Source organism: Paenibacillus liaoningensis (genome assembly GCF_059609455.1).
In genome coordinates this window covers 86,224-111,060 of the sequence record NZ_JCAALU010000007.1, presented here as the reverse complement: position 1 = coordinate 111,060, position 24,837 = coordinate 86,224, and the positions used below count along the sequence as shown (strand labels likewise).

Genomic DNA, 24,837 nt, shown 5'->3' with positions numbered 1-24,837 from the left:
TTTCTACATGGTTGATGGGGATGGCCGCCTAAAAATTAAAGGAGATTTCCTCATCATCCTCATATAACGGCTCCTCGGTTCTACCGCTGGCCAGTTCAATGTTCTGCAGAAGGATATCGGGCTGCTTCGCGATAGCCTCAAGAATGCTCAAGTAATCCTTCAGCATTCGCTCCGCTGTCTGTCGATCATACAGCCGCATGTTGTACTCCAGCCTCAGGCGAAGCATCCCGCCCTGCTCCATAGCCTCCAGCGTCAGTTCATAATCGGTCAGATTATAAACTTCATCGATAGAATGGCCAATCGCCCTTTCATCAACAGGAACATTTTGATAAATAAACACCGTATCGAACAGCGGGTGGCGGTTTGCGCTTCGCTTTACATTCAAATGATGGATCAGCTCGTCAAGCGGGTAATCCTGATTGTCGAAAGCCTGCACTGCGCTTGCTTTTATATGTTCCAAACAGCTTAAGAAGGTCAGTTCCTTACGGGGAGCAAGCCGCATCGCCAGCATATTGATGAACATGCCGAGAATTTTGTCCATTTCCCGCTTTGGCCGTCCCGTAACCGGTGATCCGATGACCAGGTCGTCTTGCGCGGAATACTTGGACAGCAGCACGGCATAAGCGGCAAGCAGCAGCATATACATCGTCGCTCCAGATACGCTTGACTGCTGTTTCAGCTTTTCCGTCAGCTCACGGTCAACCAAGCTCATGACGATACCGCCCTCAAAAACAAAATGCTCGGGCCTTGGCTGATCTGTCGGCAGCCGCAGCACAGGGATTTCGCCCGTAAACGTCTCTTCCCAGAAAAGCTGCTGGCGCTTCATTTGCTCCGTCTGCATGAAGGAGAACTGCCATTCCACATAATCCTTGTATTGGTACGGCAGGGCCGGCGGCGATTCACCTTTGTACAGCTGAACAAGCTCCCGCATGAAAATTTCCATGGATACGCCATCTGTAATAATGTGGTGGGCATCGTAAAGCAGATAATATTTTTCCTCCTCGACCTTCACGAGGCCAAGCCGGAAAAACGGCGGTTCATTCAAATTAAACGGCTGCTTGAACCGATTAATAATGTCTTTCGCCTCAGCTTCATCTGCCTCCCAGTACCCCATCTCGAATGGGACTTGTTCCCTGATTACTTGGACAATTTCCCCATCCATGCTCGTAACAGCTGTTCGCAGCAACTCATGCCTATCAATCATGCGGCGCACAGCCAGCTCCATCCGCTCGGGCTCCACCCGGATGTTCAGCACCGAAACTCTGAACTGATTGGCGCTTGTCAGCTGCGGCTCCCGTTTAAAGCCAAGGAACATGCGTTTCTGGGCATGGGATGCTGGATAGTACGGCTTAATAGCTGCATTCTGCATAGGCGGATACTGGCTCGAGCGGATGGGGTCCCGACTGGCGGATTGCTTTTGCAGATGCTCCGCCAATTGAACGACAGTCGAATATTCGAATAGATCGCTGATCGTCACCATTTCGAACGTATGCGTCTCAATCTCGCCCTGGAGCTTCATTAATACGAGTGAATCTGCACCCATTTCAAAGAAATTGTCATAGATGTCGATCTCCTCATAGCCGAGGACAAGCTTGCAGCATAAGGCAAGCTTCTGCTCCAGCTCAGAGTAGCTGCCGGCCTCCCGGCCAAGCATGACAACGCCTTCCGCGCTGCGTTCCTTCTTCTGCACATTGCCGTCGCTTTGCTTCCGCTTGCTGTCTTTCTTCGCCGCAATCCGCTTCCGAATCGAATCGGAGCAAGATACACCGGAGCGTTCAAGCAGCATAGCACCTGCGCCATCGTAGTGGATTTGTCCTATTAGCGCTCTACTTGCACCGCTTTGCAGCAAAGAAGCGAAGCCTTCAAGCGCTAGCTCAGTCGGCAGCGTCCTGAAAATCGTATCGAATACGTGCCCGCCATCAAAGGCCATCCCAGTCTCTTTCCACGTCGTCCAGTTCACAGTAAGCGTACGCCCGCCTCTTCTTTGCCGATAAGGAGCATAAGCATCCAAATAGGCGTTGGCTGCCGCATAATCCCCTTGCCCGAAGGCACTGAATATGGTCGCGACTGACGAGAACATAATAAAGAAATCAAGTTTCTGGTCTTTCGTAAGCGCATCTAGCACCCATGTGCCATACACCTTCGGAGCGTAGATGGCATTGAACATATCATCGCCTCTGTCAGCAAGCGGCCCGTCATTCGAGACGCCCGCACCGTGCACGATGCCCCGTATTTGTCCATACTTGCTTTTCAAATCAGCAATAACCTTCTCCATAGCGCTATAGTCGGCTGCATCGGCACTGATGCATTCTACCGTCGCACCAAGCCTCTCCAGCTCCTTCACTATGCGAAGCCGCTTTCTAAGCTTGTCTGAAGCCTCGCTGCCTTCTAAAACAGCTTGCCATTCCGAGCTCGGCGGCAGCGGAGTGCGGCTAATCAAAGCCAAATTGACCTTGCTCTGAGCTGCAAACCACTTTGCCACTTCCAGCCCAATGCCGCCTAAGCCGCCTGTAATCAGGTATATCCCTTGCTCCTGCAATTCCAAGCGGCGGCTGGTTTCTAACTGAACGTCTCGCAGCTCAGCAAATATTTCGGTATATCTGTCACCGTTTCGAAGCGCGACACCATACACGTCATTGGCCTGAAGCTCTCCGATTATCTGTCCGAGCGGAACCGATTCCTCTATATCCATATATTTGCATGACACATTTGAGAGCTCCTTGGCCATAACCTTGCCCATGCCGTAAACAGAAGCATGATCGGGTATAAGCAGCTTCTCTGCGCCGGTAGCTTCTACAGCATTTCTAGTGAGGATATGCAGCGCAAGCGGCTGCTGAATTTCCGCCTGCACCAGCGCTTTTGTCAAATAAAACAGACTGTAGGCACCGCTTGCCTGCCGCCGCTTAAGCGTCTCCAGCGAATCGCTGACGTCATGTGCGTCCAGCGCCAATAGATGAATGATTTGGCCAAACGGCACATCCTTCAATGCTTGCATAAGCTGGAGATAGCTTGCCTTGGAACCGTCTATCTGGTAGCCTTCGCCGTTAGAATTTGCTGTGCAGCCAAAGGGCCCATCATCCTCTGCAAGCTTCACCTCGATAACGAGCCTGCCGCTTTCCCGCAAGGATGCAGAAATGGTCTGTCCGACTCCCGCCGCATCCATAAATACGACGGCTGCTCCGTCAATGCCGGATGGTTCGGGGCTTCTGCTGCACTTGCGCCACTGCATGGCGTAGTGCAGCGCAGCTTCAGCACCATCCTTTTCGCCCCGCTGCGGCATATTAAGATCAAGCCAGCAGCGCTGTTTCTCAAAGGCGTAGGTTGGCGCATACGTTTTGCAGCGGGCTTCGCCTTGATACAGCTCCTCCCAATTGACATCCGCGCCGCGGACATACAGGCTGCCAATGTCATGGAGCAGTTGCTTGTCCTTTTTTCCGGTGCCGATAAATTGCCGGACCTTCTCGGAAGCGGTGCGGGTCAGCTCCGCATGCTGCGGCTTTTTAATTTCATTTTCAGCCAGAACCTGCTTATTGCCGGAGACAACCTTATGCCTGCCGTAGCGGATATCATCGTGAATGGTTTCATCAAGAGAATGGTCTGCTAACAGAGCGACTTTGCGCATTAGGTCGGCGGCATCCTCGAAAATGATGGCAATGCGGTGCGCATAATGCCCCCGGCCGGTGTTAGCCGTATAGCACAAATCCCGCAGCGGGATTTGTGCTTCCCGGTTTAAGTACTGCTCGTAGCCAGATACGATTCCAAGCAGCGGCGCGATGCTTTTGGCCGATATCGCAAGGACATGAGGCAGCCCAGCGTATACATCGTCTGCGCGCTCCGACTGCTGCGGTGGAGCATACTCCTCTAGAACAATATGGCAATTGGTTCCACTCAGGCCGAAGGCGCTGATGCCCGCTCTGCGTGGATGCTCCCCAGCCTCCCACTCCCGCAATTGGGTGTTGACATAGACTGGCGAATCGCTAAAGCCAATCGTTGCATTAGGGCGGTTGAAATGGGCCGTAGCCGGTATTTTGCGATGCTTTAACGACATAGCGGCTTTGATAACACCGGCAATGCCGGCACATTCGTACAAGTGGCCCACGTTCGTCTTAACGGTGCTGACTGCGCAAAATTGCTTGCGGTTCGTATGCTTTCGGAACGCCCTGTACAACCCTTCTATTTCGAGCGGATCGCCAAGCCTTGTTGCTGTTCCATGCACCTCAATGTAAGACAACGTCTCTGGATCAATGCCTGCGTCCTGCCACGCCTTAAGCAGCACCTCAGCCTGGGCAGCCGAATTGGGAGCGGTTATACCGATGGAAGTGCCGTCCTGGTTAATGGCACTCCCTTTTATAACAGCATATATCCGGTCCCCATCCTTTACGGCCTGGCTAAGCGGTTTTAGCAAAACAGCAGCACTGCCCTCTCCCCAGCCAGCACCCTCGGCCTCAGCGTCAAACGTTCGCGTTCGTCCGTCCACCGCTTCAACTCCCAGCTTCAGGCCTGAGTTGTCGATCGGCAGAAGATTAAGCCTGATGCCGCCTGCAATCGCCATTTTGCAATCGCCGTTATGAATAGCTTTGCTGGCTAGATGAATCGCAACCGACGAGGAGGAGCAGGCTGTATCCAAAATGAGCGTCGGCCCCTTCAAATCAAGCATGTAGGAAATTCTCGTCGGAAGCATGGCGGCAATGTTGCCTGTTAATGCCGTTGCTGCTGATTCCGGCTCGGTTTCCAGTATCATGGAATGATAGCTCGAGCTGCTGGAATAGCCGACGTATACGCCTGTATGGCTTCCAACAAGCTTATTCCCGCCATAGCCAGCGTCCTCAATCGCTTCCCAGGCCGTTTGCAAAAAGATGCGCTGGGAAGGATCCATCAGAGCGGCCTCATTGGGCGTAATGCGGAAAAAGCTGTAGTCGAAGGAAGCTATATCGTGCATGTACGCGCCCGGCGAATATTTTAATTCCCAGCCCATTTCATCCAGCATATTGGTCAGGTAGCCGTCAATGTCAGCACTTCTCTCTTTCGGAAAAGCTCCTACTAAATCAACGCCGGAGGCGATTTGCCGCCAGAACTCCTCTGAGGAGTCAGTGCCCGCAATATGGGAGGCCATCCCGATAATGGCGATGTCCTCCTTGCGGCTCTCCTCTTGCACTGCCTGCGCCTGCCTAAGCAGCGTGACCATGCGGATGGCATCTTCTTTTTCGATTTTTCCTTCGGTAGCTCTCTTGAGAATATAGTGGTAAAGCTTATCCATAGCCTTTTACCCTCCGGGCGTCCAAAGTTGCTGCGCCAATTACTTTTTCCTCGTATCGCTGCTGTTCTGGCCGGTTTTCGTCAGCTGGTCAATCGCTTGTTCAATGGATAGTGTGCCATTGCCCAGTTCCTCCATTAGCCGCTTCGTATCTTCCTCCAGGCTTGCTCCTGCACTTACCTGCTGCAATACTTGCGACATCTCGCGGTCGTACGCAAGATGTTCCAGAGCTTCTGTGCCTGCTGCATTCTGCTCCTCTTCATCCTCCCGCATATACTGCTGCAGCTTGCTGACGGAAGTGTATTCAAACAAATCCAGCAATCTGACCTTGCCCGGATAATGCTTTTCCAGAGAAGCGTGAACTCTGCCAAGCAAAATCGAGTCGCCGCCAAGCTCGAAGAAATTATCGTCCATGTCGATTTCATTAAAGCCAAGAACCTGGCAATAGATTTCCGCCAGCTTCGTTTCCAGATCGGTGTAATCGCCGTCTTTTCCAGTAAGCTTGATTTCGCCCTCGAAGCGTCTTTGCGAAGCCAGCTGCCTGGCCTCCCACCGTTTCTGGGACCCCGTTATGGCAGCATCAATCGGCGCATCCAGGAGCTGCGGAACGAGACCAAGCTCCCACAGCAGATCCGAGCCGTAGTTAAGCTCCCCAATTAAAACGTTCGATACGCTCCGGTTCAAAGCTTCGTCCAAACCGCGCATAGCCACTGCTGTAGGAAGTGCCTTGAAGGCGCCGTCTGCATTGACGCCGAACTCCACCGCCATACCGGTTTCCTTCCACGCAACCCAGTTGATGGACAGCGCTTTTTGCTGGTTCAACGTTTTGTATTTGGCAAATGCATCCAAAAACGTATTAGCTGCACAGTAATCCCCTTGCCCCGGCACTGCGAAACGCGAGCTCATGGAGGAGAACATGAGGAAGAAATCAGGCCGATCCTGCTCGGTCAGCTTGTCGAGAATCCACGTTCCGAACACCTTCGGATGGACGACCTCGTTGAACACCTGCTCTTCCTTCAAATAAAGGAAGCCATCACCGCCTACACCGGCGCCATGGACAATGCCATTAATGCGTCCATAACGTGCGCGTAGCCCGCCGACCAACTCTTCCATTTGCTGCATATTAGCGATATCGAGACTGTAGCATTCGACATGTGCACCCATTGCTTCAATCTCACGTACCGCTTTTATTCTCTGGATAGCCTTGCGGTCGGTTCTGCTGTTGCGGTCGATCATATCATCCCATGTTGCTTTGTCTGGCAAAGGCGTACGGTTAATGAGCGCAATATTGACTTTCTTTCTCGCCGCCAAATATTTGGCTGTCTCAATGCCCATGCCGCCTGTCCCGCCTGTAATGAGGTAGATCCCTTCTTCCTTGACCTCGATCGGCTGCTCATTTGCCTCTTGCACGCGGTATTCCTTGAAAATTTCGGCATAGCGCTCATTGTCGCGAAAAGCGACCATATAATACGACGGTGCTGCCCCTATTTCGCGTATAATCGTATCCAAACTCGTTGCTTCATCGATATCAATAGCGCGGCACAGCATGCTCGGCAGCTCTTGCCTTGCGGATTTTCCGAGTGCCAGGAGCGGTGCATTCCACGGATTGACCCGGGGTTCACGTCCGCTTACAACATCGACATAATCAGAAATGATAACCGTATCGGTTACAGCGCTTAATCCTACTTGGGCTACCGCTTTGGACAAATAAAACAGGCTGTAGACGCCTCTATACTGCGTTTCATTAAAGCTGTTCCAGTCAACCGCCATGCCTTCCGGCACGATGCTGAACAGATGGATGATTTTGCTCCACGTTGTGCCCTTGTTATCTTTCAGCAGCAACACATAATCGTCCACTGTACCGCTTACGTGATAGCTGCCGTCATCGAGCTTGGCATATTGCTTTCGCAAATAAACTTGAACGGTCTTGGTTCCTCTCCGGTTCCACTCAGCAGCAAGCGATTGTCCCAAGCCCTTCTCATCCATAAAGATAAGAACTGGTCCGGCCTGGCTTGTCTGCTCTGCCATCAGCTGCTCCTGTCTTACCCACTGCCCCCCGTAATACAAGCCGCCAGCCGTTACTTCAGTCACAGCCTGCTCGTATTCAGGAATCTCAACCCAGCAGCGCTCTCTTTCGAACGGGTAGGTTGGGAGGCTGATTCGATGCAGCTCTTCACCGAAGTAGAAAGGTTCCCAATCGGTTTCCACCCCTTGTACGTAAAGCTCGCAAATGTTCGGCAGGCTGCTGGCATCAGTGCGTTCCCCATCTACATAACCGTCGACCAATTGTCCGAACTGCTTCGTCATGCTTATTCGCTGGCTTTCTGTAATTTCGCCTTCGGATTTTTTCGCTTTCGTTTCCGAGACGATTTTATGGAAGCCGTAGAACAACCAAGGCTGTTTTACGTTTTCGAAACCGTATTCGTCCACTTCCGCAAGCTTCCGGTTGAAATCCTCCGCGTCGTTTACGATAAGAACCAGCCTGTGCGCGTAGTGGCCGCGTCCCGTGTTTGCGGTATAACAGGCGTTGCGGAAGGCAGCCGCTGAACCGTCGCCAAAACGCTGCGATTTGTATTGGCTGACGAGGCGCCGAAGAGCGGTATCCGTCAGTGCGGAGAGCGTGAACAGCTGCGGACGTTGACTAAGCTCCTCTTCGCCTTGCAGATGCGAGGTTTCAGCGCCCAAATACTCTTCCATAACGACATGGCAGTTCGTTCCACTCATGCCAAAGCCGCTTACACCGCATCTTCGCGGATGGCCTTCCGGCTCCCACAATTTGCGGGTTGCATTGACATACACAGGCGAGTTCATAAAGTCGATTTTTCGGTTCGGACGGTTAAAATACAGATTTGGCGGCAGCTCTTTGTTTTTCAGCGTCAAAACCGCTTTAATGACGCCCGCGATGCCCGCAGCCTCTGATAAATGCGTTAAATTCGTTTTTGAAGATCCGACCGCGCAAAATTGTTTCTTCTGGGTATACCGTTTAAAAGCGCGCTGGATACCCTGAATTTCGATCGGGTCTCCCAACTGGGTGCCCGTTCCGTGCGTTTCAATGTACGTAACCGTTTCAGGATCAATCGCGGCATCTTCCCATGCCTGAATAATAACTTCCTCCTGAGCAGCCGGGTTCGGCGCAGTCAAGCCAGCGGAGCTTCCATCTTGGTTCGATGCGCTTCCCTTGATGACAGCGTAAATATTATCCCTGTCCTGTATCGCCTTCTGCAGCGGCTTGAGCAGTATCGCCCCAACCCCTTCGCCTGTTCCCGTCCCTTCGGAGAGCTCATCAAACGCCCTTGTTTTGCCGTCTGTCGACTCCATGCCGATGCCTCTTGGCGAGCCCTTGCGGAAAATAGGCATCATGTTCAGCCGTACCCCGCCGGCAATCGCCATTTCGCAGTCGCCCATGCGTATTGATTTGCAAGCCAAATGCACGGAGGTCAAGGAGGAAGAACAAGCCGTATCAACAACGACGCTCGGGCCCTTCAAATCGAACAGATATGAAACTCTGCCTGTCGCTACCGAAGCCGTATTGCCAACTAGCGAAGCGCCTTCCGACTGCGGCTCGACCTCGCTAATAATGCGGTGGAAATAGACCATATTGGACGCAAATCCGAGGTAAACCCCCGTTTTCGTGCCATAAATCTTTTTGCCTCCGTAGCCGGCATCTTCGATGGCATGCCATGCTGTCTGCAAAAATAAGCGATGGTTCGGATCGGTCGTGCTCGCTTCCTTCGGAGACATTCGGAAAAAGCGATAGTCGAACTTGTCGATTTCGTCCAAATAACTGCCCATCTCGTAATCGACCGCATTGAGCGGCCAACCTTTGAAGGCAACGTATTTTTCCATATCCTTTCTTCTAACATCCGGATAGCCGCTGCCGTTATCAACGCCAGCCTGCAGCGCTCCCCAAAATTCCTCGTTCGTGCTCGCCTTCGGGAACTGGAATGACATGCCGATTACTGCAATATCGCTGTCCGTTGACAAAGCTTCACGCGCAGCGATCGTCTGCTGAGGCATGCTGCTCTCCGTATCCTGCTCTACGATATATTCCGCCAGCTTGGAAATCGTCGAATGCTCGAACATGTCCGCAACCGATAACAAGCCGGTGTAGCGTTTATCCAGCTCCGCATGGATGCGCATCAGCAATATGGAGTCGGCTCCAAGCTCAAAGAAATTGTCGTTAATGTCGATCTCGGCATAGCCGAGCGCATTTTGGCAAACCGCAGCAATCGTTTTTTCGGTTTCGTTGTAGGCTGCCCCGTCACGGCCGGTCAGTTGTACTTCACTGCTCTTTGCCGCTCCCTTCGGCTTCGCAGCCTTATTGGAAGTGGAGCCAGCGCTGGCAAGCTGCTGCTTATGATAGTCGAGTCTGCGCTGCAGCGGCTCTGACAGCCTGACCGTAGCTTTTTCCAGCAATAAAATGCCCAACCGGTCATAGTTGAAGCTGCCGATTAACGCTCGGCGGCTTTGCTTGTTCAGCAATGCGGTAAACCCTTCAATGCCGCTGGCCGTTGGCAGCGTCTGGAAGATGGTGCTCACCGCCACTCCGCTATTTTTCGCCATGCCGGTTTCCTTCCACGTCGTCCAGTTAATCGTCAGCGTCTTCTTGCCCTGCTTGCTCCGATAATGAGTGAATGAGTCCATATAAGCGTTAGCTGCCACATAATCGCTTTGGGTCGAACCGTAATATATGGTAGCGACGGATGAGAACATGGCGAAGAAATCAAGCTGATCATCCTCCGTACATTTGTTCAGAAGCCACGTTCCGTTTACTTTAGGCAGCAGTACGTCGCGTATAACGTTTTCCTGCTTGTCCTTCAGCAGCTGGTCGATAGCCACGCCCGCGCTGTGAACGATACCGTCAATTTTTCCATACACGCTGCGAACATCCGAAAGCATTGCTCTAAGCTCCGGCTCATCAGAAATGTTTGCCTGATACAGCTTGACCTGTGCTCCAGCTGCTTCCAACTCGCGAATGGCGTTAATTTTGCTGATTAAAAGCAGATCCGTCCCGGTCTGGACAATCGCATCCCAGCGTTCCCGCTCAGGCATCGCCGACCGGTTCACGAGGATCAGATTAATGGAAGAGGCACTTGCAGCTAGCGACTTTGCCACCTCAAGACCGATTCCTCCTGTTCCTCCCGTTATGATGTAAACGCCCTGCTCCTTAATCGTTACAGGCTCATCCGCGATGCGATCGAGCTCCATTTGGGCAAATTGCTCCACGTAACGGCCATTTGCGCGGAAAGCGACCCCATACGGCGATGATCCTGCGCCATACATAATCTCCTCATTAAGCTGCACCGCATCCGTATCCTGATCCATATCAATGCTTCGGACATTGAATGGCGGATGCTCCTTCGTCACAACCTTGCCGAAGCCAATCGCGGTTGCGTGTTCCGGGCGAATGAGCGTTTCCACACCGCTCACCTCTTGGGCATTGTCTGTTAGAAGAACAACGTCAAGCGGCTGCTTTCCGTTCGTATGCAGCCAAGCCTTATATAGATAGAAAAGACTGTATAATCCGCGTTTTTGGCTCTCATCCAGCTGCTCTACGCGGTCGATTGGAGCGATAGTATCCAAACTGAGCATATGGACGATTTGCGTGAGCGTTTCGGCACCAATATTTTCAAAAAGTCTAATATAATCGTCCTGCGTGTTGCGAATTGTATAAGAACCGGAATGGTGCTGGATGTATTCCTCGCCTAGCGAGACATTAATAATGGCCCTTTGCTCCCGCGCACATGCTGCCTCCAAGCCTTCAGCGATTTGCTTATGGCAATCGCTTCTTCCGCCAAGGAGCAGGACAGCGCCAGCCAAATCTGCTCCGGTTTGGGACGAACGCTCCTCTGGCGTCCATACCGGCGCGAAGTAGAAGCCATCCTCCTGTGCTTCTGCTGACGTCTCCAGCTCGGGAAACTCCAGCCAGCATCGCGAATTTTGCAGGGCATAGGTCGGCAGGCTGACGCGCTGCCTCCGTTCTCCTTCATAGAGCCCGCTCCAGCTCACATCGCCGCCGCTTGCATAAGCGGAGCAAAGCAAATGCAGCGTATGCTCATCGGATTTTCCAGACGCAATCCAGCTCTCTAAATGCTGGTCTGCCTCGCTGCCAAGTCGGCGCTTCTCCTGCTCATCGATTTCGCCTAGTTTCGGCGTTGCGTTGGCACGTGCTACCCGGTGAACTCCATAGCAGGCCCAAGGGGCCGTGAAAGACTCCAGATCGGCTTCCAGGCAAGCACGGATTTTAACCTGCAAATCGTCCAAATCAGCAGCCATTAGCGCCAGGCGGTAAGCATACGTACTGCGGCCCGTATTGGCCGTGTAGCATATATCGGAAAGCGAAGAGTTCCCTCCACTTTGCTGCAAATATTCATTGTAAAGCTGCAGCATCTCCCGCAGCGCTTTACTGCTTCTCGCCGAAAGCGTAAACACCTCTGGCCCCGCAGATGCAAGCTCTGTAGCCACTTGCTCCGGCGCTTCCTCCAACACGAGATGGCAGTTGGTGCCGCTCATGCCAAAACCGCTCACTCCGCCCCTTCTTGGGTGCCCGTCCGTTTCCCAATCACGAAGCTTCGTATTGACATACAAAGGCGAATCCGTGAAAGCGATTGAAGAATGGGGCTTTTGAAAATAAATCGTTGGCGGCAGCTTTTTATATTTCAGCGACAGCGCCATTTTGACAATGCTCGCGATGCCTGCCGCCTCGCTTAAATGTCCGATATTCGTCTTGACAGAGCTGATTGCGCAAAACTGTTTCTTGTTCGTATATTTTTTAAAGGCGCCTTCAATGCCCCTAATTTCAATCGGATCACCGAGAATCGTGCCTGTTCCATGTGTTTCAATATAGTCAAGCGTCTCCGGGTCGATGTTCGCTTCCTCCCACGCCTGCTGGATGACCGAGGTTTGCGATGCCGGATTCGGCACAGTAATGCCTGCGGTCTGGCCGTCATGATTGGCTGCATTGCCTTTAATGACGGCATAAATATGATCGCCGTCTTTAAGCGCCTTCTTCAAAGGCTTGAGCAGCAACGCTCCTGCACCTTCGCCGACGCCGGAGCCGTCGGCCGTATCGTCGAACGCCCGGGTTCTCCAATCGCCCGACTCAATGCCAATGCGAATGTTCTCGTCATCGACTGGAATAATATTCAGCTTAATTCCGCCAGCGATAGCCTGGTCGCATTGTCCTTGCTTAATCGCTTGGCAAGCAAGCTCAATGGCCACTAATGCCGACGAGCAGGCCGTATCTACAACGAGCGCAGGCCCTTTCAAATTTAACAAATAGGAAATGCGGGTTGCCGCCATCGCCTGCATATTCCCCACCGTAGCAATTGGTATCAGCGTCGGATCGATATCCATAATCATTTTGCAATACAGATCCTTCGGGCTTTGCGTATAGCCGAGATAAACGCCGGTTTTGCTGCCTGTCAGTTTATCGCCACCGTAGCCGGCATCCTCAATCGCCTTCCACGCCTGCTCCAGAAAAATACGCTGATGCGGGTCGGTCAAGCTAGCTTCCCTTGGTGACATGCGGAAAAACTCATAGTCAAAGCCGTCAATATCCTCCAAATAGCCATATTCGGGATAAATGATTTTATCCTTGTCAAGCTGCTTAAATTTGATATAATCGTCGGTGTCATTTCTCCGGTTTTGCGGAATTTGCTTGACGGTGTCGATCCCATTTTCAATATTGCTCCAGTATTCATGGATATCACGGGCTCCTGGAAGTCTCGCAGACATGCCGATAATGGCGATGTCATCCTCTACCTTCGCTCCACCCTGCTTCAGCATGGCAATCATCTCGACAGCCGTTTCCTTGTCGATGTTGCCGCTTGTCGTCTGATTCACGATAAATGTAAAAATATTGTTCTGCACGATTTTCCCCTTTTCCTACAGATCTTCAATCACGTGAATGGCTTCTTCCAGACTCATATTGCCCTCTGCAAGCTTCCCGAATATGTCTCTTGCTTCCTGGCGAACGTCCTTGGCTGCAGCAACCAGCTGCTGCTCCTGCTCCTCTTTGTTAATATGCTGCGCTAGCCGCTGGACGGAAGGAAACTCAAACATGTCGGTAATCGTCACCTTGCCCGGATACTCCGTGTCAATCAATTTATGAATTCTCATCAGCAGCAGCGAGTCCCCGCCGAGCTCGAACAAAGTATCATGAATGTCAATTTCCGGATAGCCAAGAATGGTGCTGAAAATGTTGGCTACCTCCTGCTCGACCGCATTATAGCCATCTCCCTGCTTGCCCCGAAGCGCGGCTTTCGAAGGTTTTGTGCTGTTGTTCACAGGGCTGCTGCCTTTCGGTAAAATAATGAGTCTGCCTTGGTCGAGCATGGCGGCATCATAATTTCCATTGGAGATGATTTTATGCCCTTCCTGCTCGGTATTTCCGTTCAACAACCCGCTGACCCGATCATTCAGCTCTTCGGTTAAGTGAAATGGAAACGCCAAAAGCAAGGACAAATATTCCGGACTTTCGTTCATTTCTCCGATGAGCACCCTCGTCATATTCCGCTGCAGCGCCGTATCCATGCTTTCAATCGCTTGCACGGTAGGCAGCGCCTTATAGAAGGAATCGACGTTGATGCCGAAGCGGACGGACATGCCCGCCTCCTTCCAGGAAACCCAGTTTAACGCCAGCGCATGGCGCTCCTGCTTTCTCCTGTAGGCAGCAAATGCGTCCAAATAAGCGTTTCCAGACACGTAGTCGCCTTGTCCAGCCTCTCCAACCATCGAAACGCCAGAGGAGTGCATAATGAAAAAGTCGAGCTGGTCTTGCCGGGTAAGCCTGTCCAATATCCAGGTTCCCGCCACTTTCGGCTCCAGCACGTTTTTGAAAATGTTTAAATCCTTCTTGAACAAATAACCCGCACCAGCTATGCCAGCGCCATGAATGACGCCATTTATTCGTCCAAACTTCTCTCTCAGCCCGCCGATTAGCGCCGCCATTACTGCATAGTCCGCTATGTCCGCACTATGAAGCGTAATACGGCCGCCCATCGCTTCAATTTCTTGAAGCTTTTGTATTTTACGAATCGTATCCTCGTCCTCGCCGCCTGCAACAACGGCTGCCCACTCCTCCTTCGGAGGAAGCTGGGAACGGTTCACAAGGGCCACATTTACATTCGCCTTGGAAGCCAAATACTTGGCGTTTTCAAGCCCAATGCCTCCGGTGCCACCTGTTATGAGGTATACGCCAGTATCGTGAATGGCTGTTTCAGCTTCTTCAAGCTTGAGCGGATCAATCGGGCCGTACTCCTCCGTATGCCGGCAGCCTTCTCGATAAGCCACGTGATATTGCTTCGTAAAATGCTCCAATTCCAGCCATATGGCATCCACTGGCGTGGAATCATCAACATCAATCGCTTTGCATACGATTTGCGCAAACTCCTGTGGAATAACCTTCCCTAACCCAACGAGCGTTGCCCATTCTGGGCTTAATTCAGCTTCCCGCCCCGTTGCGGCATGCAGCAGCTTCGTAAACAGCAGCATATGCCGTTTGGACCTCGGGTCATGCCTCATGATGGACCTTGTTAAATAGAGCAGACTGTATATCCCGTACTGCTGGGTTTGCTCCAGCTCTTCCAGCGTTTCGGGAGCAGCACTTTTGGAAAGTCCGCTCATATGCAAAATATGGGTAACGGGACGCCCAACCAAGTCAACCATGAGCTTGTCATAATCGTCCTCACGGCTCGCAAGCGTATAGCGGCAATCGTCATGCCGCTTGAAGCGATGCCCAAGGGAAGCAACGATGACATTCCGCCCTTGTGCCCGCAGCTTGTCGATCATCGACTGCACGAATGGGGAACGGGCTTCGTCCTCGATAAGGAGCACATCGGCCATTGGTGCGTGGTCCGCGTCCTCTGACAGCGCTTCTGCTCTCCAATTAAACCCGTAGAATAGACCACGCTCTGCTTCTTCCGCTAAGGCTTGTACTGGCTGCTGCAGCGGCGCATCCATCCAGCATCTGCTCCGCTCGAAAGGGTAAGCAGGAAGCGAGGTCTTGGAGGGCTTCACTTCTCCAGCTAGCATTTCCCAATCCACATCTGCGCCTTTGACATACAGCTGTGCTACTTGCTCGATTAAGCTGCTGGACGCATCCGGCTCAGCCCAGTATGCAGCTATCAACACCGCCGCTTCTGCGCTTAACCGTTCTTGCTCCTTTGCAGGCAGATCGTTTGCTTCAAGCGCTTCCTTCGCGGAATCGATGAGCCGGTGAACCCCGTAATATACTGCGCCTTCGGCTTCATCAAGACGAGCGCTGACCAGCTTGTCCCGCAAATCCGCTACGCTTGTCGGAAGCAGCGCTAACCGATGCGAGTAATGGCCTCTGCCCGAATTCGCGGTATAGCAAACTTCCTCTAAATTCAGCTGGCTATTATGCGCCAAAAATTCCGAGTAAAGATGAATTAATTCAAGCAGTACCTGTTCTGACTTGGCAGATAACGTAAACAGATGAGGTGCCCCCGATTCCTGTACAGAAGCAGCTTGAGCTGGAGCCTCCTCCAACACGACATGGCAATTCGTTCCACTAATGCCGAAGGCGCTTACACCGCATCTGCGCGGCGCTACATCCGTTTCCCAAGCACGCAGCTTTGCGCTTACATACACCGGCGAGTCTTCAAACGGTATTGACCGGTTCGGATGATTAAAATGAATCGAAGGCGGCAGCTGCTTCGTCCGCAAAGCCATCACAGCTTTTATGACGCTTACGATGCCAGCAGCCTCGCTTAAATGACCGATATTCGTTTTCACGGAGCTGACCGCGCAAAACTGCTTTTTGCTCGTATGCTTGCGGAAAGCCGAATGTATACCTTGAATTTCAATCGGATCACCCAAATTGGTGCCCGTGCCGTGAGTCTCAATGTAAGCAATCGTTTCAGGGTCAATTCCAGCATTTTCCCACGCCTGCAAAATAACGTCCGTCTGCGCTTGCGGGTTTGGCGCGGTAAGTCCTGCGGACCTGCCATCCTGATTGGTGGCGCTCCCTTTAATGACCGCATAGATGACATCCTTATCTCTTAAGGCATCTTTCAGCGGCTTGAGAACGATTGCGCCAATGCCTTCCCCTACCCCAGAACCGTTCGAATGGTTGTCGAACGTTCTTGACACCCCGTCGGTCGATTCTATGCCCGTTTGCATATAATCTTTGCTGAGCGGCACCGTATTAATGTTGATGCCGCCGGCAATGGCCATTTCGCAAGTGCGGCTGCGCAGCGCCTGGCAGGCCGAATCTATTGCGACAAGCGATGAGGAGCAAGCTGTATCAATGACCATGCTAGTCCCCTTCAAATCGAGCAAATAAGAAATTCTGCCCGAGATGACGGCGTTCAAGTTTCCAACCAAACCTATCGAAAGAGCAGTCGGATCAATGTCCTCAATCATTTTGGCGTACATGTCCCTATAATTGCTGGCATATCCGACAAACACGCCTGTCTTCGAGCCCTCCAGCCTGCTTCCTCCGTAGCCCGCATCCTCAACAGCCTGCCAGCTTGTTTCCAGAAACATTCTCTGGCACGGGTCCATCAAGCTTGCTTCACGAGGGGAAAGCTTAAAAAACTTATAATCAAATTTATCGATTTCTGGCAAATAAGCGCTTTTGTTATAACGGATTTCCTCCTCGGGCACCCCCTTGAATCGAAGGTAGCGGCTAATATCGCCGCTGCGTGTATCTGGAAAGCCGGTAATGCAATCAACACCGCTCTCGACCACGTCCCAAAATTCCTCTATCGTACTCGCAGACGGGAGTTTGGCAGCCATGCCGATAATGGCGATATCACCCGCATCCGTTACGGCTTCTGTTTCCAGCAGCTTAATTAAATCAATGGCTACCTGCCTGTCTATCTTTTTGTCCTGAACACCCTGTACCAAATATTTGTACGCCTTATCCATATTCTCACCTCTCTTTGGAGCCAAGCTTGGAGAGCACCTGTTCAAGATCGAGATCCCCATTATCAAGCTCGTCAAACATCCGGTTTAATTCGTCATCCTGCAGTGCCGTCCGATTGCTTACTGGAGCAGCTGCTGCGACCACCCCTGCTTGTCGCCGTTCGATATGCTTAGCCAGCTTATGAACCGTCGGATACTCAAACATATCAGTAATGACAACCTCCTCGGTGTAAAGCTGTGAAAGCTTCTGATGAATCTGCCGAATCATTAGCGAGTCAGCACCCATTTCGAAAAAGCTTTCGTGGATGTCGATCTCGGAAAATCCGAGCACCCCTTTGCAAGTTTGAGCGACCTGCCGCTCGGTCTCGCTGAACGCATCATGCTCGCTTCCAATCAGCTTAACCGCTGCGTATCCGGCAGATTTGGATGATCTTTCCGGCGTTTGCGCCAAACGTTCGTTCAACGCATCCAGGCTTGCCGTAATGTCATCTGACAATTGAATTGCATAATTATGCAGCCATAACGCCATTCTGCTCTCCAAATTCAGCTCCCCGATCAGTACGTTGCTTTGTCGTGTTTGCCATACAGCATCCAGCAGCTCCATCGCACGGGCAGCCTGTATCGTCTTGAAAATGGTATCCGCCTGAAAATTGTGATCGGAAGCCATCCCCTTGCCTTGCCATGTCGTCCAATTGATCGTCAATCTTCTTCTTCCATCGCTTGATGGCGCCATACTATAGGCATCGAGGTAGGCGTTTGCCGCAAGATAGTCGCTTTGATAGCCAGTCTCGAACATCGTTGCAATAGAGGAATACATAAGGAAAAAATCAAGTTGATCTTGCAAAGTCAGCTGATCCAGCAGCCATGTGCCGTAGATTTTGGCACGAATGACTTGCTCAAATGTATCCAAGCTTTTCTCCATTATGGACTCGGTGCGGGCAATTCCTGCGCCGTGTACAATTCCTTTGATTTCCCCATGCGTTAGCCGGATGTGTTCCAGCATGGCTGCGGTTTCATCGTATTGGGATACATCACATCGGTACAAAATCACTTCTGAGCCGCCAGCTTCGATCTCCCGAATGCTCGCGATTTTCTCACATAGCTTACGATCCTCATTGTTCAGCAATATGCTATCCCATGTCGGCCGATCAGGCAGTTCAGAACGATTGATTAACACCAGTTTTATGCGGCCTTTGCGGCTTAGCCATTTTGCCGTTTCAAGGCCAATTCCGCCTGTACCGCCCGTTATCAAATAGACGCCTCCGGCTTGAACGGTTAGCTCTTCGCTGCTGGACTCATTCAGGCTGCTGCATGGTTCAAACAACTCGACATAGCGAACGCCGTTTCGAAAAGCTACAAGTCTGGCGTCTGAATTTATCGATAATTCAGATAAAATCTCCTCCAGCTGCACCTCTCCGTCCATGTCGATGCTGCGGCAGCGTATATTCGCATGCTCTTTGGAAAGGGCTTTGGCTAGCCCAAGCAGCGGTGCATTTTCCGGTCGGAGCTGACGTTCTTCCCCCGTAATGCGGCAGGCATTTTCAGTCAGTACAATGACTTCCGTATCGTGCTCGAAGCCGCAGGCTGCCCATGCCTTCATCAGCAGGAACAAGCTCATAGCGCCTCTTTGCTGACTTGCTTTCAGCTCATCTATGCTGGAAATGACGCTCCCCGCCAGGCTGCCGCAATGAATGATTTGAGCAATGCCTTGCTCCGCTTCCTCCTGCAATAGCTGACTATAACGGTCCAGCCATGTTGCTTCAATCGCACCCATCTCTTCTGTAGCGGACAAATCAGGAATCTCCGCTAACAGCACCTGCCTGCCCTGGTCTCTTAACGCGCTGGCCAAACGGTCTGCAAAGCCTTCGCTGTCCTTGACGATCACCGTCACACCAGCAGCAAGCTCTGCCGCAGAAACGGCTAACCGCTCCTGCTGTTTCCAGCTCATCGTAAAGGTGGCTGGCTGTTTTTTCATATCAGCGTCAGCGGAAGCTGCCTTGAGCAAAGTTTGCTTTGCAAACTTAGGGAACTCTGCCCAGCATTTCGTCCTCTCAAACGGATAAACTGGCAGTTGAACTTTGGCGTGGGTCTGTTCCGCATAGAGCTGTTCCCACGGGATATCTGCACCCTGTACATAAAGCTCGCATAGCTGCTGTAACGCTTCGGTATGGTCCAGTGCTGGCGCATTTTCCAATGCCAAGACGGCTTGTTCTCCTTCTCGACTGAGCTCGCTTTTTCTCGCCTCTGTAATGTCGCCTGGGTTCCGAATGCTGCGCTCGTCGCTTACCGCCCGGTATTCGCCGTAATAAACACCCTCCTTCGGAAGCGAGCTAAAGGTTTCCTGCTCGGCCAAAAGCTTCAGCTTTCTAGACAGGTCAGCCGCATCAGCGACGATCAGGGCGAGGCGGTGGGAATAATGTCCTCTTCCCGTATTCGCCGTATAGCAAATATCAGCAAGTGACCCGACGTTGCCATCCACAAAGCGACCGGCATACTGCCCTGCCAACCTTATAAGCGATCCTCTGCTAGCTGCGGACAAGGTCAATAATTGAACCGAAGCTTTCGGCTCATCTGCCTCTTCCGGTGCAGCGGCTTCCGGTCTGTACTCCTCAATAATCATGTGGCAGTTCGTGCCGCTTAGGCCAAAGGAGCTGATCGCGCCTCTCATCGGTTGCTCATCATTTTCCCATTTTCTTGATTGGGCGTTGATGAACAGAGGTGAATCCTGCAGATCGATTTTAGGATTCGGCGTTTGGAAGTACAGGGTCGGCGGTATTTCGCGATGCTTGAGCGCCATGACAGCTTTTATAATGGATGCCATTCCAGCCCCTTCATTCAGATGGCCGATGTTTGATTTAACCGAACCGATTGCACAAAACTGCTTTTTGTCCGTATAAGTCTCGATTGCCTGCTTCAGCCCGCTGAATTCGATTGGATCGCCAAGCGCAGTCCCTGTGCCATGCGCTTCGAAAAAGGCAATCGACTCCGGATGAATGCCCGCCTTCTCCCACGCCCGCGTAATAACGTCCGTCTGTGCAGCTGGATTTGGCGCGGTTATGCCCATCGATGCGCCGTCCTGATTGATGGCGCTCCCTTTAATAACGGCATGGATATGGTCACCATCTGCCTTGGCTTTGCTGAGCGGCTTGAGAATAATGGCCGCTGTCCCTTCGCCGCTGCCTGAGCCATCGGCGTAGGCGTCGAAGGCGCGTGTTTTTCCATCCGTAGATTCAATGCCGATTTTGTTATGCTCATGGTCGAGCGGAATGAGAAACAGCTTGACACCGCCAACTATCGCCATGTCGCAGTCGCCGCCCCGGATCGCATTGCTCGCCAGATGAACAGCAACTAAGGAGGAGGAGCAGGCGGTATCCACGACCATGGTTGGCCCCTTCAAATCCAGCAAATGGGAAATGCGGCTTGGAAGCATCGCTGATACGTTGCCGACAATGGCTTCCGACATCATGACGGGGTCCACATCGGTGAGCATCTTCTGATACGAATCGCGAATAATGTTGGCAAATCCGACATAAATGCCGGTTCGGCTGCCACGCAGCTTATCTCCCCCATACCCCGCATCCTCAATGGCATGCCAGGCCTTCTGCATAAACACCCTCTGGCACGGGTCCGTCAAATTAGCTTCCTTGGGCGATATTCGGAAAAATCGGTAATCAAACTCGTCGATACCTTCCACATAAGCGCAGTCCATATAGCCGGGATGTCCATCTGGAGCTTGCCCTATAGCTGCCAGATAATCGTCTGCGTATGAGCGCCGCTCTTGCGGGATAGGCCCCGTGCAATCTACGGCATTGCTGATGTTCGTCCAATATTGGTCAACCGTATCCGCTCCTGGAAACAGCGCGGACATTCCGATTATCGCGATATCATCATCATGCGCGGCAGGAACATCTGCAGCAGAGGTATTGCGCTTGACTACTTTGTTCACTGCTTTGTTATCTTCCTTAGTCAAAAATGACGCCAGCTTGGCTATTGAAGCGTATGCAAACAAATCAGCTATTGAGGTTTGTCCCGTGTACCGCTGATCTACAAGCTTATGCAGCCGGTGCAGCTGCACGGAATCTCCACCAAGTTCAAAGAAAGTATCGTTGATGCTCAGCTCCTCGTATCCGAGTACTTCGCGGTACAAGCCCGCCAGCGTCTGCTCCACTTCGGAGTAGGAGCCGTTTTTGCTGCCTAACAGCTTCACCTTCACTTCCTGCATGGGCAGCGGCTTGCTTTGAACAGCCTGCTCACTGCTGCTGTCACTAAACATGATAGCTCGCAGCTTTTCTGGCAAATGGAATACATCTTTGCTGAACAGTTCCAAACCGCTCGGGTTAGACGTGTTCACTTCCCCAATTAATACACGGGTGATAGCCTTGCTGATGACTTTATCGAAGCCTTGGAGCGCTAACGTTGCGGGCAGCGTTTTGAAAATGCTGTCGATCGTTTCACTCGTTCCTTCTCCCATTCGCGCCCCATCCCATACGACCCAGTTGATGGAAAGAGCGGGCTTGCCGAGCTTTCTTCTATAATCAGCAAAAGCATCAAGATAGCAGTTTGCAGCTGTATAATCGCCTTGACCCATTTCGCCAACAAGCGCCACGCCTGACGAAAATAATACAAAGAAGTCGAGGTCATCCTGCTCCGTTACTTTATCTAAAACCCAGGTGCCCATCACTTTCGGGTTCAGCACTTCCTCGAATACGGCTGTGTCCTTGCGGATGAGAAAGCCTCTGCCCGCTACGCCCGCCGCATGAATGACGCCGTTTATTTTTCCATAGGTTTGCCGCAGCCTCTCCATGGTGGCGCTCATTTCATCCAAGGAGGTGACGTTAAGCGAGATGCACTCCACCTGTGCTCCAGTGGCAGCTATTTCATGCAGCTTCTTAATGGTGTCATGCAGCCGTGATCCGCCATCCTGCTCCAAATACGTGGGCCAGTCCTCCTGCTTCGGCAGCGGGGAGCGGTTTAACAGCGCCACATTTATTTTTCCTTTGGACGCCAAATGCTTGGCCGTAAGCAGTCCGAGGTTGCCGGCGCCGCCTGTAATGACGTAAACGCCTTCCTCCTTAATGGAAACGGGATCATCAGGCAATTGCTCAACATCGGTCTCTTCCATTATTTCTGCAAAACGCTTGCCATCCCGATAGGCGATTTGATAAGTCGTTTTGTTGCGGCCCAGCTCCGAAATAACATCGCGGGCAGTTGTCAAGGCATCCATATCTATCGCTTTGCAAGTAATATGCGGGTATTCAATGCCAATGACTTTACCCAAGCCGAATAGTGGCGAGTTTTCTGGCTTCAAGCACGTTTCCTCACCGGTAACCCGGTTTACATAGTCGGCTGCGATAATGATTTCATGATTATGCCCAACGCCGGCATTCAGGAGTGCTTTAGTCAAGTGGAACAAGCTGTACACACCTAAGCTTTGTCTTTCACTTAGCTGCTCCGCCGACATCATCCCATCTGGTCCGTTGCAGCAAAGCAGATGCAGTATTTTCGTAAACTTCACATGTTTAAGTGCTTCCGTCAGTTTGTCGTAATCTTCCTCGTTCTCGCTGATCATGTAGGATTGCGGGCTAACCACCTGATAGTGTGTCCCCCGTTTAACCTGTATGCAATGAACGCCTTCCTCCTCTAGCTGCTGGGTAAGCTGCTGCCATTCGCCCAAAATAATGACCGTTTCTCCCCGCATAGCGCGGGTAAGTTGATCCGCCGCCTCCTCCATCCACTTCATCGTGTAATAGAGTGCGTTTGCGCGTTCAGCAGGCGCACGTTCGGGGATTTGCAGCCAGCTGCGCTTCCGCTCAAACGGGTAAACGGGTATATGCGCCCTTTTCGCCCGGCTTCCCCTGTACATCGCGGACCATCCAATGGCTGCCCCAGCCGTATACAGCTCTGCGATTTGATGAAGCAGCTCTGGGCGCTCAAGTTCGGCAGCGGTTTTCAACTGTTTGACAAGCTGCTCGGCTAGCTGTACGAAAGGAGTATGATCACCTGCCGGCTTCGCTGTGCCGTAAGAGAACCAGGAAGCATCCAATCCGGATAAATGCTGCTGCTGTGCGATTAGCTGCTTTAGCTTCCCTTTCAGATCCGCAATATTTGAAGCGACAATAGCTAAACGAATCGGATGGTGATCGCGTCCTGCTGCCAGCGTATAGCTAATATCCTTAAGGCTGGCCCGATGTTCCCCATCAAAATATTCGTCCATATGCAGAAGCAGCGTATGCAGCGCTTCCCCGCTTTTTGCCGATAGCGGAATGATATAAGGCTGCTCTGGCGCGCCAGCCACCTGATCAGCGTTCGCGGGCTGAGCGATATATTCTTCCAGCACGACATGGCAATTGGTACCGGACAAGCCGAATGAGCTGACACCGCAGCGCCTTGGCGCCTCTCCTTGAGCCCATGGCTTCTGCGACGTGTTTATGTATACTGGCGAATCAATAAACGGAATTTGTTTATTCGGCGTCTTAAAGTGAATGCTTGGCGGAAGCAGCTGGTGCTTTAGTGCCAGCGCGGCTTTAATGAGCCCCGCAATTCCTGCACAATCATACAGATGGCCGATATTCGTCTTCACGGACCCGATGGCGCAAAACTGTTTTTTGTCCGTATATTTTGCGAATGCTTTGCTTATTCCTTCGATCTCAATCGGGTCACCCAGCTTTGTCCCCGTACCGTGTGTTTCGATATAGGCAAGCGTTGCTGGATCAATGCCCGCTTCCTTCCAAGCCTTATTTAGAACGGCTGTTTGAGCGGACGGATTTGGAGCCGTAATTCCCATGGAAGCGCCATCCTGATTCACCGCGCTGCCCTTAATGACACAATAGATGGAATCGCCGTCCCGCTTAGCTTTGCTAAGGGGCTTAAGCAGAACAACGGCTGCGCCTTCCCCCATTCCCGATCCGTCGGCTCCGTCGTCAAAGGCGCGGGTTTCATCGTCCGTAGACTCGATACCCAGCTTCGCATGATTTTTGTTTTGCGGAAGCAGGTTAATGCGGACTGCGCCAGCAAGCGCCATTTCACAGTCTCCCTTGCGAAGCGCCTGGCAAGCCAGATCGACAGCAATAAGCGAGGAGGAGCACGCTGTGTCCACGGTCATGCTTGGCCCTTTAAGGTTAAGCAAATAGGAAATCCGGCTCGGAATGATGGAAGACAAATTTCCCGGCATCGCTGCCGATATCAGAGAGGGATCAACGGCTTCAATCATCTCCCGGTATACATAGCTTTCAACGTCTCCGATATGTCCGGCATACACCCCGATATTGCTGCCTGCCAGCTGCTGCGGCCCATATCCTGCATCTTCGAACACATTCCATGCTGCTTCCAGAAACACACGCTGGCGAGGATTCATCAATAGCGCTTCTTTGGGCGGAATGTTGAAGAAAGAATAGTCAAATGCGTCGATATCCTCGAGATAGGCGCCGTTGGAGTAGGGTATTTCCGATTTACCCGAAAATCGGACAAACCGATCAGCATCCTCCCGGCGCTTTTCCGGAAATTTCGTTACGCAGCTTACCCCATTTTTAATATTTTGCCAGAACGCCTCTGTATTGCGAGCATTTGGAAAACGCGTATAAATGCCGATGATGGCAATGTCATGGTTGCTCACTTCCTTTATAGCTGCCGTTGGCAGTTCGTCCTGGCTTCTTAGACGCAATTGCGTCAAATCCGGCGATTTCGTCTTCAAC

The 24,837-nt window shown here is 52.0% G+C and carries 4 protein-coding genes; all 4 read right to left on the bottom strand.

The window, feature by feature from the left end; all coding sequences use genetic code 11:
• Positions 1-28: 28 nt before the first annotated feature.
• From AC6B99_RS11680 to AC6B99_RS11665, 4 genes are read right to left on the bottom strand one after another with little or no spacing between them, the layout of a single operon-like run.
• Positions 29-5,257, bottom strand: coding sequence for an SDR family NAD(P)-dependent oxidoreductase (locus AC6B99_RS11680; protein ID WP_496663400.1), 5,229 nt, complete (start codon positions 5,255-5,257; stop codon positions 29-31).
• Positions 5,258-5,296: 39 nt separating this feature from the next.
• A complete protein-coding gene (locus AC6B99_RS11675) occupies positions 5,297-13,126 on the bottom strand; it encodes an SDR family NAD(P)-dependent oxidoreductase (RefSeq protein ID WP_496663399.1) in 7,830 nt (2,609 codons plus the stop codon).
• A gap of 15 nt (positions 13,127-13,141) precedes the next feature.
• Positions 13,142-17,149 carry an SDR family NAD(P)-dependent oxidoreductase gene (locus tag AC6B99_RS11670; protein WP_496663398.1) on the bottom strand — a complete coding sequence of 1,336 codons (4,008 nt, stop codon included), beginning with the start codon at positions 17,147-17,149 and terminating at the stop codon, positions 13,142-13,144.
• 4 nt (positions 17,150-17,153) lie between these two features.
• Positions 17,154-24,836, bottom strand: a complete 7,683-nt coding sequence (locus AC6B99_RS11665; protein ID WP_496663397.1) for an SDR family NAD(P)-dependent oxidoreductase — start codon at positions 24,834-24,836, stop codon at positions 17,154-17,156.
• Between the last annotated feature and the right edge of the window lies 1 nt (position 24,837).